At 54.6% G+C, this 15287-nt stretch carries 11 protein-coding genes; 7 read left to right on the forward strand and 4 right to left on the reverse strand.

The window, feature by feature from the left end; genetic code table 11:
- Window positions 1-3 precede the first annotated feature (3 nt).
- Both yfhb and tadA read left to right on the forward strand, forming a co-directional pair.
- The gene (gene yfhb / locus OLG56_RS05985) at window positions 4-639 is read left to right on the forward strand and encodes a phosphatidylglycerophosphatase C (protein WP_000253558.1); all 636 of its coding nucleotides are present in this window, start codon (window positions 4-6) and stop codon (window positions 637-639) included.
- 24 nt (window positions 640-663) lie between these two features.
- On the forward strand, window positions 664-1215 hold the full coding sequence (gene tadA, locus OLG56_RS05990; protein ID WP_061377269.1) for a tRNA adenosine(34) deaminase TadA: 552 nt from the start codon (window positions 664-666) through the stop codon (window positions 1213-1215).
- A gap of 50 nt (window positions 1216-1265) precedes the next feature.
- Here the strand turns inward: tadA and mltF are convergent, their stop codons facing one another.
- Window positions 1266-2810: a membrane-bound lytic murein transglycosylase MltF gene (mltF, locus tag OLG56_RS05995; protein WP_023251490.1), complete on the reverse strand. Its 1545-nt coding sequence runs from the start codon at window positions 2808-2810 to the stop codon at window positions 1266-1268.
- Window positions 2811-3044 (reverse strand): hypothetical protein, encoded by a 234-nt coding sequence (locus OLG56_RS06000; protein ID WP_001543559.1) that lies wholly within the window; start codon window positions 3042-3044, stop codon window positions 2811-2813.
- A 21-nt stretch (window positions 3045-3065) separates the two neighbouring features.
- Here OLG56_RS06000 and purL point away from each other — a divergent pair, with 21 nt between their 5' ends.
- From purL to glnB, 5 genes are all read left to right on the forward strand, one after another.
- Window positions 3066-6953, forward strand: a complete 3888-nt coding sequence (gene purL / locus OLG56_RS06005) for a phosphoribosylformylglycinamidine synthase (RefSeq protein ID WP_000970055.1) — start codon at window positions 3066-3068, stop codon at window positions 6951-6953.
- Between the two features lie 650 nt (window positions 6954-7603).
- A complete protein-coding gene (gene qseE, locus OLG56_RS06010; RefSeq protein WP_023212131.1) occupies window positions 7604-9034 on the forward strand; it encodes a two component system sensor histidine kinase QseE/GlrK in 1431 nt (476 codons plus the stop codon).
- Between the two features lies 1 nt (window position 9035).
- On the forward strand, window positions 9036-9800 hold the full coding sequence (gene qseG, locus OLG56_RS06015) for a two-component system QseEF-associated lipoprotein QseG (protein ID WP_076735153.1): 765 nt from the start codon (window positions 9036-9038) through the stop codon (window positions 9798-9800).
- On the forward strand, window positions 9800-11134 hold the full coding sequence (glrR, locus tag OLG56_RS06020; RefSeq protein ID WP_024146984.1) for a two-component system response regulator GlrR: 1335 nt from the start codon (window positions 9800-9802) through the stop codon (window positions 11132-11134). Before qseG ends, glrR begins: the two co-directional genes overlap by 1 nt.
- A gap of 76 nt (window positions 11135-11210) precedes the next feature.
- Window positions 11211-11549, forward strand: a complete 339-nt coding sequence (glnB, locus tag OLG56_RS06025) for a nitrogen regulatory protein P-II (RefSeq protein WP_000717694.1) — start codon at window positions 11211-11213, stop codon at window positions 11547-11549.
- 48 nt (window positions 11550-11597) lie between these two features.
- On the opposite strand, the gene dtpD is transcribed toward glnB, so the two are convergent.
- Both dtpD and cadA read right to left on the reverse strand, forming a co-directional pair.
- Window positions 11598-13058: a dipeptide permease DtpD gene (gene dtpD, locus OLG56_RS06030; protein ID WP_000856793.1), complete on the reverse strand. Its 1461-nt coding sequence runs from the start codon at window positions 13056-13058 to the stop codon at window positions 11598-11600.
- 55 nt (window positions 13059-13113) lie between these two features.
- Window positions 13114-15258 carry a lysine decarboxylase CadA gene (gene cadA / locus OLG56_RS06035; RefSeq protein WP_001100652.1) on the reverse strand — a complete coding sequence of 715 codons (2145 nt, stop codon included), beginning with the start codon at window positions 15256-15258 and terminating at the stop codon, window positions 13114-13116.
- Between the last annotated feature and the right edge of the window lie 29 nt (window positions 15259-15287).

Consider the following 15287-nt stretch of genomic DNA (forward strand, 5'->3'; position numbering starts at 1 on the left):
GGTTTGGTCAGCCACGAGCGTCGTGTCGTCTTTTTTGATTTGGATGGAACGTTACATCAACAGGATATGTTCGGCAGTTTTCTGCGTTATTTGCTGCGCCGTCAGCCGCTAAATGCGCTGCTCGTACTGCCGCTGTTGCCCATTATCGGTATCGGTTTACTGGTAAAAGGGCGTGCGGCCCGCTGGCCGATGAGTCTGTTATTGTGGGGCTGTACTTTTGGCCATAGCGAAACGCGTTTGCAGGCGCATCAGGCGGATTTTGTCCGTTGGTTTCGCGCTAACGTCACGGCGTTTCCGGTTGTACAGGAGCGTCTGACCACCTATCTATTGAGCTCTGACGCGGATATCTGGCTTATTACCGGTTCTCCGCAATCATTGGTAGAGCAAGTCTATTTTGATACGCCGTGGTTGCCGCGCGTTAACCTCATCGCCAGCCAGATGGCGCGACGGTATGGCGGCTGGGTATTAACCGTGCGCTGTCTGGGCCATGAAAAAGTCGCGCAACTGGAACGTAAAATCGGTACGCCGCTGCGTCTTTATAGCGGCTACAGCGACAGCAAACAGGATAACCCGCTGCTTTATTTTTGCCAGCATCGCTGGCGGGTGACGCCGCACGGCGAGCTGCAGCAGCTCGAATAGTGAAACGCATAGCGTCTGTGTATAATGCCGCCCGCTTTCATTACCGGAGTTATCTCTTTGTCTGATGTCGAATTAGATCACGAATACTGGATGCGCCACGCGCTGACGCTGGCGAAACGCGCCTGGGACGAACGCGAGGTTCCGGTTGGCGCGGTATTGGTGCATAACCATCGTGTCATTGGCGAAGGCTGGAACCGACCCATTGGCCGCCACGATCCTACTGCGCATGCTGAAATAATGGCGCTGCGTCAGGGAGGTCTGGTATTGCAGAATTACCGGTTACTGGATACCACGCTGTATGTCACGCTGGAACCCTGTGTGATGTGCGCAGGCGCTATGGTGCATAGCCGCATTGGACGCGTTGTCTTTGGCGCGCGCGATGCAAAAACCGGCGCGGCCGGATCGCTAATTGATGTGCTGCACCATCCGGGAATGAATCACCGGGTCGACATTATTGAAGGGGTGCTGCGCGATGAATGTGCGACGCTGCTCAGTGATTTTTTCCGTATGCGTCGTCAGGAAATTAAAGCCCTGAAGAAAGCCGACCGTGCGCAAGGCGCGGGGCCGGCAGTATAGCGCAATGCCGGATAAGACGTTGCGCGTCGCCATCCGATAAGACCATCGCGCTATTTTTCTTCTTTCTTCTGCGGCGTAAACAGTAAAGACGGCGAATGCGTCAGGTAGCCTGATGACTGCGATAAAAACGACAGGAGGGGGAAGGGCGCTTTATTCAGCTCCTCCGGCGACACCGCCGGGTAATCCTGCGCCAGTTTCATGGCTTCCGCTTCCTGCTTTTCTTTTTCCTGCAAATACCCCACTAAACTTATCTGGTATTTACGGATATTTTCCACATAAGCATAAGCCTCATGTCCACGCGCGTAACCGTAGGTTAGCTTACTGTAATACGGTTTTTGGCTTAACAGAGGCAAACGCTGCTTCACATCGGTCCAGCTATCCGGATTGCCTTTGGTTTTTACCGTTAGCGATCTGGCATCGAGCATGTGCGCATAACCCATATTGTAGGCGGCTAAGGCAAACCAGATACGCTCGTCTTCCGGAACGGTTTCGGGAACTTTAGCCATCATATCTTCAAGATAGCGAGCGCCGCCGCTGATGCTTTGCTCCGCATCGGTACGGTCGGTCAGCCCCAGACTTTGGGCGGTATTTTTAGTCAGCATCATCAGGCCGCGCACGCCGGTTGGCGAGGTCGCCAGCGGGTCCCAGTGTGATTCCTGATAAGCAATCGCCGCCAGCAGGCGCCAGTCTATCTCTTTGGCATATTTTTTAAATAACGGTTCCAGCTCCGGCAGGACGTTATCCACCGCTCGCAGGAAAGAGCGGGTATCAACGTAGTCGAAATCATCGCCATGCCCCAGATATTTCTCTTCGATCCGCGCCAGAGAACCGTCTTCATTGATCGAATTGAAAAAATCGAGCAGCGCGGCGGAGAGCGTATTATCGTCGTCCAGTCGGCTAAACCAGGTCACGGGCTGTTCATCCGTGACATCCAGCGCCACGGCCAGTTCGGGATGAACGCGCTGAAACAGACTGATCGCCACTGAATCGGCAATGGTGTAATCCAGTTTGCCGCTGATGACCTCTTCCAGCAGCGTCGTCGAGCCTTTTTTATCATCCACCTTCCAGCTCAGGTCGGGAAACTTTGTCTCTTTTAAACGCTGTAAATCATTGACCACGACGTGCCCTGGCGCAATGGTAAGCTGATTCTCGTTAACGGTCGCCAGCGAGCGTGGGCGATATTGTCCGACCCGGTAGACGAGCTGTTGCGAAACCGAGTAATACATGGGGCCGGGCTGATAGTTTTTAACGCGCGCGCTGTCGTAGACCAGCCCAGCCGCGAGCAGGTCGGCATTGTCGTTATCCAGATCGTCAAACAACTGGCTGATATTCTGGCGCACCGTCACTTTCAGCTTCACGCCGAGATAGTTGGCGAACTGCTGCGCCAGTTCATAGTCCAGACCATATTTTTTACCGTTGATAACGGAATAGGTTAATGGCGAGTCGATCGTACTGACGCGCAGTACCCCCCGGGCTTGAATCGCGGCGATATGGTTTTCGGTTTTACCGAACCAGGGGATTGAGGGCCAAAGGGCTGCTGCCAGCAGCAGCGTCAATATGCCGATGAACAGATAATTAATCTTTAATTTTTTCAATTAGTTAATTCTCTGGATCGTGCGTTGCCTCGGGCTGAAAAAGATGTTTTGCTGCAATAGATAAGTCATTAATGAGCGGCATTTTGCGTAACAATGCGCCAGTTGGCAACTTATTCGCAACGATAGCCGCACCGTATGACAAGAAAAAGCGGTGATTTTATTTATACGCAAACGGTTTCGTCGGCGCGTCAGATTCTTTATAATGACGGCCGTTTCCCCCCTTGCGCACACCAAAGCTTAGAAGACGAGAGACTTATGATGGAAATTCTGCGTGGTTCGCCTGCACTGTCTGCATTCCGTATCAATAAACTGCTGGCGCGCTTTCAGGCTGCCAACCTCCAGGTCCACAATATATACGCTGAGTATGTCCATTTTGCTGACCTGAACGCCCCGTTAAATGATAGCGAGCAGGCGCAGCTTACCCGTCTGTTGCAATACGGCCCGGCGCTTAGCAGCCATACGCCGGCGGGTAAACTCCTGTTGGTCACACCGCGTCCTGGTACCATCTCCCCCTGGTCTTCAAAAGCAACGGATATCGCCCACAACTGCGGCCTGCAACAGGTTGATCGGCTGGAGCGCGGCGTAGCGTACTATATCGAGGCTTCGACGTTGACGGCGGAACAGTGGCGACAAGTGGCCGCAGAGCTGCACGACCGTATGATGGAGACGGTGTTCTCTTCTTTAACCGATGCGGAAAAATTGTTTATCCACCATCAGCCTGCGCCGGTTTCCAGTGTCGATCTGCTGGGAGAAGGCCGTCAGGCGTTAATTGACGCCAACCTGCGTCTTGGTCTGGCGCTGGCGGAAGATGAAATCGACTATTTGCAGGAGGCGTTTACCAAACTGGGACGCAACCCGAACGATATCGAATTGTACATGTTCGCCCAGGCGAACTCCGAGCACTGCCGCCACAAGATTTTTAACGCCGACTGGATTATCGACGGTAAACCGCAGCCGAAGTCGCTGTTTAAAATGATTAAAAACACCTTCGAAACCACGCCGGACTATGTGCTCTCTGCCTATAAAGACAATGCCGCGGTGATGGAAGGATCTGCGGTGGGGCGCTACTTCGCCGACCACAATACTGGCCGTTACGATTTTCATCAGGAGCCCGCGCACATTCTGATGAAGGTCGAAACGCATAACCACCCAACCGCCATCTCTCCGTGGCCGGGGGCGGCGACCGGTTCCGGCGGCGAAATTCGTGATGAAGGCGCCACCGGGCGTGGCGCGAAACCAAAAGCCGGGCTGGTGGGCTTCTCCGTTTCCAACCTGCGTATTCCGGGCTTTGAACAGCCGTGGGAAGAGGATTTTGGCAAGCCGGAACGTATTGTCACCGCGCTGGATATCATGACCGAAGGTCCGCTGGGCGGCGCGGCGTTTAACAACGAATTTGGTCGCCCGGCGCTGACCGGTTACTTCCGTACTTATGAAGAGAAAGTGAACAGCCACAACGGCGAAGAGCTGCGCGGCTACCATAAGCCGATCATGCTGGCGGGCGGGATCGGTAATATCCGCGCCGATCACGTGCAGAAAGGCGAGATCGTCGTCGGCGCGAAGCTGATCGTCCTTGGCGGCCCGGCGATGAATATCGGCCTCGGCGGCGGCGCGGCATCGTCAATGGCTTCCGGCCAATCTGACGCTGACCTCGACTTTGCTTCCGTACAGCGCGACAACCCGGAAATGGAACGCCGCTGCCAGGAGGTGATCGACCGCTGCTGGCAGTTGGGCGACGCCAACCCAATCCTGTTTATCCATGATGTGGGCGCGGGCGGTCTCTCCAATGCGATGCCGGAGCTGGTGAGCGACGGCGGGCGCGGCGGGAAATTCGAACTGCGCGACATTCTTAGCGACGAGCCGGGCATGAGCCCGCTGGAAATCTGGTGTAACGAATCCCAGGAGCGCTACGTACTGGCGGTCGCGGCTGACCAGTTGCCGTTGTTCGACGAACTGTGTAAGCGCGAACGCGCGCCGTATGCGGTCATTGGCGACGCTACCGAAGAACAGCATCTCTCGTTGCATGATAACCATTTCGACAATCAGCCGATCGACCTACCGCTGGATGTCCTGCTGGGCAAAACGCCGAAAATGACCCGCGATGTGCAAACATTGAAGGCGAAAGGCGATGCGCTGAACCGCGCGGATATCACGATTACCGATGCGGTAAAGCGTGTTCTGCATCTGCCGACCGTGGCGGAAAAAACCTTCCTTGTCACTATTGGCGACCGTACCGTCACCGGTATGGTGGCGCGTGACCAGATGGTTGGCCCGTGGCAGGTCCCGGTGGCTGACTGCGCGGTCACTACCGCCAGCCTCGACAGCTACTACGGCGAAGCGATGTCGGTTGGCGAGCGTGCGCCGGTGGCGCTGCTGGACTTTGCCGCCTCCGCCCGTCTGGCCGTCGGTGAAGCGTTGACTAACATTGCCGCGACGCAGATTGGCGATATCAAGCGCATCAAACTTTCCGCTAACTGGATGGCGGCAGCCGGTCATCCTGGCGAAGATGCCGGTTTGTATGACGCGGTTAAAGCGGTGGGAGAGGAACTCTGTCCGCAGCTTGGCCTGACCATTCCGGTGGGCAAAGATTCGATGTCGATGAAAACCCGCTGGCAGGAAGGCAACGAACAGCGCGAAATGACCTCGCCGCTGTCGCTGGTGATTTCCGCGTTTGCCCGCGTGGAAGACGTGCGTCACACCCTTACGCCGCAGCTGTCAACGGAAGATAACGCCTTGTTGCTGATCGATCTTGGCAAGGGCCACAACGCGCTGGGCGCAACGGCGTTGGCGCAGGTCTATCGTCAGCTTGGCGACAAACCCGCGGACGTGCGTGACGTCGCGCAACTGAAAGGCTTCTATGACGCCATGCAGGCGCTGGTCGCTGCGCGTAAATTACTTGCCTGGCATGACCGTTCCGACGGCGGTCTGCTGGTGACGCTGGCCGAGATGGCCTTTGCCGGCCACTGCGGCGTGCAGGTCGATATCGCTGCGCTGGGCGATGACCATCTGGCCGCACTGTTCAACGAGGAGCTGGGCGGCGTGATTCAGGTACGCGCTGAAGACAGAGACGCGGTCGAAACGCTGTTGGCGCAGTACGGTCTTGCTGACTGCGTCCACTACCTTGGTCAGGCCCTGGCTGGCGATCGCTTTGTAATTACCGCTAATGATCGGACGGTATTCAGCGAAAGCCGTACTACGCTGCGTGTCTGGTGGGCGGAAACCACCTGGCAGATGCAGCGTCTGCGCGACAATCCGCAATGTGCCGACCAGGAACACGAGGCGAAAGCGAATGATGCCGATCCGGGCCTCAACGTGAAGCTGTCGTTTGATATTAATGAAGATATCGCCGCGCCGTACATTGCGACAGGCGCACGACCGAAAGTCGCTGTACTGCGCGAGCAGGGGGTGAACTCTCACGTGGAGATGGCGGCGGCGTTCCATCGTGCGGGCTTTGACGCGATTGACGTCCATATGAGCGACCTGCTGGGCGGTCGTATCGGTCTGGGCAACTTCCATGCGCTGGTGGCTTGCGGCGGCTTTTCCTACGGCGACGTGCTGGGGGCGGGCGAAGGTTGGGCGAAATCCATTCTGTTTAACCATCGGGTGCGCGACGAATTCGAAACCTTCTTCCATCGTCCGCAGACGCTGGCGCTTGGGGTGTGCAACGGTTGCCAGATGATGTCGAATCTGCGCGAGCTGATCCCGGGCAGCGAACTGTGGCCGCGTTTTGTACGTAACCATTCTGACCGCTTCGAAGCCCGCTTCAGCCTGGTGGAAGTGACGCAAAGCCCATCGCTGCTGCTGCAAGGAATGGTAGGCTCACAGATGCCGATTGCGGTTTCCCATGGGGAAGGGCGCGTTGAGGTGCGGGACGATGCGCATCTTGCCGCGCTTGAGAGCAAAGGCCTGGTCGCCCTGCGCTACGTTGATAACTTTGGTAAGGTGACCGAAACCTATCCGGCTAACCCGAACGGTTCGCCCAACGGCATCACGGCGGTGACGACCGAAAACGGGCGGGTGACGATTATGATGCCGCATCCGGAACGCGTATTCCGCACCGTCGCCAACTCCTGGCACCCGGAAAACTGGGGCGAGGATAGCCCGTGGATGCGTATCTTCCGTAATGCGCGTAAGCAGCTTGGTTAATTAGCCCGATAGCCATTAAGCCCCTCTTCACGAGGGGCTTTTTTGTAGACGGCGCTTATCAGGCCCACGGGGAAGCGCGGTTGAAGCTACCGTCTTGAACGTCAAGCGGTAGGCCGGATAAGGCGTTTACGCCGCCATCCGGCAATAAACTAGCGCTTATGCCGCAAGATTAAAGTGTCGGGAAATCCCGACATGAGTGGGGGATAGGTTGTCGCCAAAAAGAGACATTTAACTGTTTGATTTTAAATTTTTTTTATTTTTAAGTGTTGCAGGTGTTGCTGATTGGCGACAGAAAGGGCAAAAAACAGACAGAGCCATTTTTAGCATGAATAACGATATTTTTCATATCTATCATTGTGTTAACAAAGTCTTTTGAATGTTGGCACAATTACTGCATAATGATAACCAGTGGCTCATTCACCTTCTTATGTCAGCCCCTTAGGGACGCGCTACATAAACTTCGAATGACGCACAACAAGGTGCCTGCCGTCCAACTTCTGATAATAGCGTAGCTTTATCAACCTCCGGGCGAAACGTCGAGTTAGGCACCGCCTTATTCCATAACAAAGCCGGGTTTAGCCCGGCTTTGTTGTATCTGGCGCTCCCCTCGGTTAGCATCTTTTTTATTCTTCTTTTATGTGAGCGACACGTTGAAGCGCTGGTCTGTTTTCCCCCGTTCTTTACGACAATTGGTCATGCTGGCCTTTTTGCTGATCCTGCTGCCGTTGCTGGTTCTGGCCTGGCAGGCGTGGCAAAGCCTTAACGCGTTAAGCGATCAGGCTGCGGTGACTAACCGCAGCACGCTTATTGACGCCCGGCGCAGCGAGGCGATGACCAACGTCGCGCTGGAGATGGAGCGAAGCTACCGACAGTATTGTGTGCTTGACGATCCGACGCTGGCAAAAGTGTATCAAAGCCAGCGTAAGCGCTATAGCGATATGCTGGACGCCCATGCCGGCGTCTTGCCGGATGATAAGTTGTATCAGGCGTTACGCCAGGATTTAAACGCGCTGGCGCAATTGCAGTGTAAAGATAGCGGCCCGGAAGCGGCAGCGGCCGCGCGTCTGGAGGCCTTTGCCAACGCTAATACGGAAATGGTGCAGGCGACGCGTACTGTGGTTTACTCGCGCGGGCAGCAGTTACAACAAGAAATCGCCGAGCGCGGACAATTTTTCGGCTGGCAGGCGCTGGTGCTATTTCTGGTGAGCCTGGCGATGGTGCTACTTTTTACCCGCATGATTATCGGGCCGGTGAAAGGAATTGAACGGATGATTAATCGCCTGGGCGAAGGCCGTTCTTTGGGGAATACCGTCACCTTTACCGGTCCGCGTGAATTACGATCGGTGGGGCAGCGCATTATCTGGCTGAGTGAGCGTCTGGCGTGGCTGGAATCCCAGCGCCATCAGTTTCTACGTCACCTGTCCCATGAGCTGAAAACTCCGCTGGCCAGTATGCGCGAGGGGACAGAGCTGCTGGCCGATCAGGTGGTTGGGCCGCTGACGCCGGAGCAAAAAGAGGTGGTCGATATTCTGGATGACAGCAGTCGTAATTTACAAAAATTGATTGAGCAATTGCTTGATTACAACCGGAAACTGGTAGACAGTGCCACAGAGCTGGAAGCGGTCGATATCGCGCCGCTTGTGGATATGGTGGTTTCCGCCCACTGTTTGCCTGCCCGCGCTAAAATGATGCATACCGATGTCGACCTGGAGGCCGAACGCTGCATAGCAGAGCCCATGTTGCTGATGAGCGTGCTGGATAATCTCTATTCCAACGCGGTGCACTATGGCGCTGAATCCGGTAACATTTGTATCCGTAGTCGTTCTCAGGGCTCCACGGTTTATATCGATGTGGTTAATAGCGGCGAACCGATTCCGCAAACCGAAAGAGAAATGATTTTTGAGCCTTTTTTCCAGGGAAGCCACCAGCGAAAAGGGGCGGTAAAAGGCAGTGGGTTAGGGCTGAGTATCGCCAGAGATTGTATTCGCCGAATGCAGGGAGAGATCCAACTGGTGGATGACAAAGCGCAGGAAGTCTGTTTTCGCATCTCGCTGCCATTGCCTGCATCTGACAAACACTAATATGAATTTAAGCCTGGTGCGTATGTCACACGTTTTAGTCCAAACTATTAAACGATGCCTTTTGCGGTGGGGAATACCGGTGGGCATATCGTGTCTGGCGCTGACCGCATGTGTTCCCCATGCTTCACAGCAACTGCCCGATAGCGCAGCGCAGGACACGCTCCCCCATTATCAACTGGCGGATTATCTCCCGACGGCGTGCGCGGATATCTGGTCGCTACGCGGGCAGGCGGTAGAGACGAATCCGCTGTACTGGCTACGCACGATTGACTGCGCCGATCGTCTGATGCCGGTTCAGTCGCGCGCAGAGGCGCGCGCGTTGACGGATGATAACTGGCAGAATGCCTTCAGGCGCGGGATCTTACTGGCGGATGCAAAAATTACGCCGCCGGAGCGGCGCGCCATAGTGACCCGTCTGGAGGCGTTAAGCGCGCAAATACCGGCTCAGGTACGGCCCGTCTACCAAATCTGGCATGACGGTCAGGCGCTGCAATTAGCGCTTTCTGCCGAACGTCAGCGTTATAGCAAACTCCAGCAAACGTCAGATAGTGAGCTGGATGCGCTGCGCCAGCAGCAACAGGCCTTGCAAACGCAGCTCGATCTTACCACTCGTAAGCTGGAGAGTTTAACCGATATTGAGCGCCAGCTTTCGACACGAAAACCGGCAGGTAATTACAACGCCGATACGCCGCATACCAATGACAAACCCGCGATGTCTGAAGATGGCGCGGCGCCGTCGCCGTCACAAGATGAGGTAACGCCATGATAAGCCGTAAACCGGCGCACCTGTTGCTGGTCGATGACGATCCCGGATTACTGAAATTGCTCGGTATGCGCCTGACCAGTGAAGGATACAGTGTCGTGACCGCAGAGAGCGGTCAGGAAGGACTGCGGGTACTGCATCGGGAAAAAGTGGATCTGGTAATAAGCGACCTGCGCATGGATGAAATGGATGGTATGCAACTGTTCACAGAAATTCAGAAAGTACAGCCGGGAATGCCGGTTATCATTCTGACGGCGCATGGTTCCATTCCGGATGCGGTGGCCGCTACCCAGAAGGGCGTATTCAGCTTTTTGACAAAGCCGATCGACAGAGACGCGTTATATAAAGCGATAGATGAAGCGCTGGAGCAGTCCGCTCCCGCGACGGACGATAGCTGGCGCAACGCTATCGTTACCCGTAGCCCGCTGATACTGCGACTGCTTGAACAGGCGCGCATGGTCGCGCAGTCGGATGTCAGCGTATTGATTAACGGACAAAGCGGTACCGGAAAAGAGATTTTCGCACAGGCGATTCATAATGCCAGCCCGCGCAGTAACAAGCCGTTTGTCGCCATTAACTGCGGCGCGTTGCCGGAACAGTTGCTGGAGTCCGAATTATTCGGCCATGCGCGCGGCGCCTTTACCGGCGCAGTGAGCAATCGTGAAGGGTTGTTCCAGGCGGCGGAAGGCGGCACGCTGTTTCTGGATGAAATTGGCGATATGCCCGCGCCGTTACAGGTGAAGCTGCTGCGGGTGTTACAGGAGCGCAAAGTCAGACCGCTGGGCAGCAATCGCGATATTGATATCGACGTGCGAATTATTTCCGCGACGCACCGCGATCTGCCGAAGGCGATGGCGCGGGGCGAATTTCGTGAAGATTTGTACTACCGGCTGAATGTCGTGAGCCTGAAAATTCCGGCGCTGGCGGAGCGTACCGAAGATATTCCGCTGCTGGCTAATCATCTGCTCAGACAGTCGGCACAGCGGCATAAACCGTTTGTTCGCGCCTTTTCTACTGATGCAATGAAACGCCTGATGACGGCAAGCTGGCCGGGCAACGTGCGCCAACTGGTCAACGTCATTGAACAATGCGTGGCGTTAACCTCTTCGCCGGTGATCAGCGATGCGTTGGTCGAGCAGGCGCTGGAAGGCGAAAACACCGCGCTGCCCACCTTTGCCGAAGCGCGAAACCAATTTGAACTGAACTATCTGCGCAAGTTACTGCAAATTACCAAAGGTAACGTGACGCACGCGGCAAGGATGGCGGGGCGCAACCGCACGGAATTCTATAAGCTACTCTCCCGCCACGAACTGGATGCGAATGATTTCAAAGAGTAGTTTTCATGCCGTAAAGTAGCGCGAAATATGTTACGTTTAACCGATCAAAACACAGGCGACCTTTTCAAGGAATAGCATGAAAAAGATTGATGCGATTATTAAACCCTTCAAGCTGGACGATGTCCGTGAAGCGCTGGCCGAGGTAGGTATTACCGGCATGACGGTCACCGAAGTCAAAGGCTTTGGCCGTCAAAAAGGCCACACCGAGCTGTATCGCGGCGCGGAATATATGGTGGATTTTCTGCCGAAGGTAAAAATTGAAATCGTTGTGCCTGACGATATCGTGGATACCTGTGTTGACACCATCATTCGTACCGCGCAGACGGGGAAAATCGGCGACGGTAAGATCTTTGTCTTTGATGTCGCCCGCGTTATTCGTATCCGTACTGGCGAAGAAGACGACGCGGCTATCTGATGTGCCGATTCGCTGCCCGTCTCCTCCTTGTGGGCAGCGAACCACCGTTTAATCGCCCTGCGGTAGCGCCGATGTAGTCCGGGTGCAAACCCATCTCAGGCCGACAATGGCGACGATCAGCGCCACGCAACTTAGCGTCCACTCGCCCATTTGCGAGAAAAAGTGTCCGTAGGCGGCTACCGCCGTATCACTAATTTGCGATTCCGTGGTTTGTTGCGCGACGACGCCAGCCAGCCAGTTAGCGACCGCGCCGGTCGCCAGCATATAAATACCGGTCAGCACGCCCGTGACGCCAGGCAGGTTGAGGCGGGTAATTTGCGCCATCGCGACCGGATCAATAAACAGCTCTGCAAAGCCCATCAGTGCCAGCCCTGCGATCATCATTCCCATTGATGCCTGCCCGTCTAACCGGGCCTGATGCGCGTTTAGCGCCAGCAGCATAAAACCGCCGCCCATTAATACCAGTCCCACGGCAAATTTAAGCCAGACGCGCAGCACCGAGCGGGCGCTCTCTTTCGGGCTGCTTAGCCACGCCAGCACCACGCCCGCCGCCATCACCGCAATCGCATTGACCGACTGGAACAATGCGGTGGGGACGGTCATGTTCAGCCAGTGGCGGTTGACAAAACGGTCGATGAATAAACTGATCGAACTTCCGCCCTGCTGCGCCAGAACCCAGAAGAGAGTGCCGGTGATCATTAACAGAACGATTTGCCACAAGGCGCGACGGTGTTCGGGAAATTTAACCATAATACGGGCGATAAGTTGCGCCGCGAAGACGCAGACAATGGCCAGCACATAGCCAGACCAGTTATTTTCCAGCAGGAGGGTGAAGAATACCGGCGCGATACACAGCATTAATACCAGCCAACCCCAGGTTGGAAGGGCGAATTTAACCGCCCGCAGCGCGGGGCGATTAACACCGCGCGTCTGCTGAAAGTGGCGATGACCGCTTAAAAAGATGAGCAGGCCGATGAACATTCCGACGCCCGCCAGCGCAAAGCCGACATGCCAGCCATACCACTGCGCCGCCAGACCACAGGCGATCGGCGCGGCTATCGATCCAATATTCCCGGCGGCGTAGAGCAGCGAGAATCCCCCGTCGCGGCGGTTGTCATCAGGGGCGTAAAGTTCGCCCAGCAGACAGCTAATATTGGATTTAAACAAGCCGTAGCCGCAGATAATAATGGCCAGCGCCGCATATAAACTCAGCGTTGAATCAGATTCTAAGCCCAATACCACATGACCCAGCGTCATCAATAAGGCGCCGGTGATAACCGCCACGCGGTTGCCAAGCAGGCGGTCGGCAAGCCAACCGCCAAGAATAGGGGTAACGTAAACTAAAGAGGCGTAGGCGCTGAAGAGGTTGATCGCGTGGCTGTCATTAAAACCAAGCTGGTGGGTAAGATAAAGGATGAGTAAGGCACGCATGCCGTAAAAGCTGAAGTATTCCCAAATTTGAATCGCCACGATGTAAAAAATCGCGCGCGGTTGTGAGGGTGTTTTCATAAAGTCTCCTTGCTGCGTGAAAAAAGGGAAGTGGCAAGCCACTTCCCTTTGGTACTTATTTCGTATTTTCTTTCAGCACCTTAACGGTGTAACGTCCGTCTGCCTGACGATAGGCGCCGTGGATATCGGTTTCGAAGCCCGGATAGTGGGCGCCGATTTCGCACAGCATTTGCAGGAATTCCAGTACCGGACGGCTTTCCTCGGTGATCATTTCACCAGGCATCACCAGCGGCACTCCCGGAGGGTAAGGAAGGATCATGTTGGCGTTGACGCGTCCAACCATCTCTTCAAGATACACCTCTTCCGTTTCGCCATGCAGCTCTTTCTGGAACGCAGTATACGGCGTCATCACCATTTTCGGCAGCACTTCAAACGCACGGTACATTAAGTCCGGCAGATTATGATGTTCGACCAGTTTATGAATATTCTGCGCCAGTTCCTGGATGCGCATATTTTCATAAAACTCAGGCGCTTCGCGGTACAGTGCCGGCAGAATGTTTTTGACGCGCAGGTTCAGGTCAAAGGCGCGTTTAAATTCAGTGAGCGCGCGCAGCAGGCTCAGAGCTTTGGTTTTGTCGATACCAATGCTGAACAGGAACAGCAGGTTGTATGGACCGGTTTTTTCTACGATGATGCCGCGTTCATCGAGATATTTGGCGACCAGACTTGCCGGAATACCGAATTCATCCATCGTACCGTCTTTCTTCATCCCCGGCGTCAGGATAGTGACTTTGATCGGGTCGAGGTACATGTGTTCGTTATCGATATTTTTGAAGCCATGCCATGCGCTATCTGAACGCAGCGGCCAGCACTCAGCTCCATCGATATGTTCCGGCTGCCATACGTCAAAGAACCAGCCGTCAGATTCGCTTTTCAGGCGTTTAATTTCTTTACGGAATTTAATCGCACGTTCAATAGAGCCGTTAATCAGGCGTTTACCCGCATTACCTTTCATCATCGCCGCTGCGGTTTCAGTAGACGCTACGATACCGTAGTGCGGAGAAGTGGTGGTATGCATCATGTAGGCTTCGTTAAAGGTTTCTTCGTTAATGTCGCCTTTAACATGAATCATGGATGCCTGTGAAAACGCCGCCAGCAGTTTATGCGTGGACTGGGTTTCATAAATGATTTTGCCTTCTACACGGTCGCCGCTCATACCGCATTTACCCTGATAAATAGGGGAGAAATTGGTATAAGGCACCCAGGCGGAGTCAAAATGAATGGACTTCACATCCAGAGTTTTCTTGATGTAGTCAGTGTTATACAACAGACCGTCATAGGTTGAGTTAGTAATAACAGCGTGGACCGGCCAGGTTGCGTTAGGCGTCTCTTTTACCCGTTTAGCGATAGTGGCGTGCTGGAACTCGCTTTGCGGAATACCGCCAAGAATACCGTAGGCGTTACGGGTTGGGCGGAAATAAATCGGCGTAATGTCGCTCATCATCATCAGATGGGTCAGCGATTTATGGCAGTTACGGTCAATCAGTACCGTGCTGCCTGCCGGCGCGGAGTACATACCGACGATTTTGTTCGCCGTAGAGGTGCCGTTCGTCACCATGTAGCTACGTTCGGCGTTAAAGACGCGGGCGATATACTCTTCCGCTTCTTTATGCGGGCCGGAGTGGTCCAGCAGTGAACCCAGTTCGGAAACGGAAATCGAAATATCGGATTTCATCGTGTTCGGGCCGAAGAAATCATAAAAGATGCTGCCGACGGGGCTTTTCTGGAAAGCGGTCCCGCCCATGTGGCCAGGCGTACAGAAAGTATATTTCCCTTCGCGCACATATTTGAACAACGCTTTTGTCAGCGGCGGCAGAATATTGTCGATGTATTCATCGGTATTCTGGCGAATTTTCGCCGCGATATCGGCTGCGGCGCCTAAAGCATATTCAAAGAAGCGAACCTGCATTCTCAGATCGTTGAGGCTGACGTCCAGCGTAGAGTAGCTGTTGGCGAAGGCGTACAGCGGCATATACTCGTTCAGCTTGCTAATCTCTTCGCAAAGCTCAAGGTTATATTTATCCCAGTCGAAAATGACGCCGCAAAGGCGGGAGTTATTTTCAATCAGCTTCAGCAGGTCTTCTCGGTCGTTTGGATAGACGATACGGAAATTTAAACCTTCCAGTGCACGATGCAGTTCACGAATAGGCTCTTCTTTAAAGTAGACGCCCATGTGGTTCATGATAGCAATAACGTTCATAGTCTTGTTCCTGGTAAAGTGGGCCCCTC

It is taken from the genome of Salmonella sp. 2018103 (genome assembly GCF_026247685.1).
GTDB classification, from domain to species: domain Bacteria; phylum Pseudomonadota; class Gammaproteobacteria; order Enterobacterales; family Enterobacteriaceae; genus Salmonella; species Salmonella enterica.

Coding starts and splice junctions, on each gene's coding strand:
- tadA (WP_061377269.1), top strand. CDS start 664: ATGCCGCCCGCTTTCATTACCGGAGTTATCTCTTTGTCTGATGTCGAA.
- purL (WP_000970055.1), top strand. CDS start 3,066: ATGATGGAAATTCTGCGTGGTTCGCCTGCACTGTCTGCATTCCGTATC.
- qseG (WP_076735153.1), top strand. CDS start 9,036: ATGAATTTAAGCCTGGTGCGTATGTCACACGTTTTAGTCCAAACTATT.
- glnB (WP_000717694.1), top strand. CDS start 11,211: ATGAAAAAGATTGATGCGATTATTAAACCCTTCAAGCTGGACGATGTC.
- dtpD (WP_000856793.1), bottom strand. CDS start 13,058: ATGAAAACACCCTCACAACCGCGCGCGATTTTTTACATCGTGGCGATT.
- cadA (WP_001100652.1), bottom strand. CDS start 15,258: ATGAACGTTATTGCTATCATGAACCACATGGGCGTCTACTTTAAAGAA.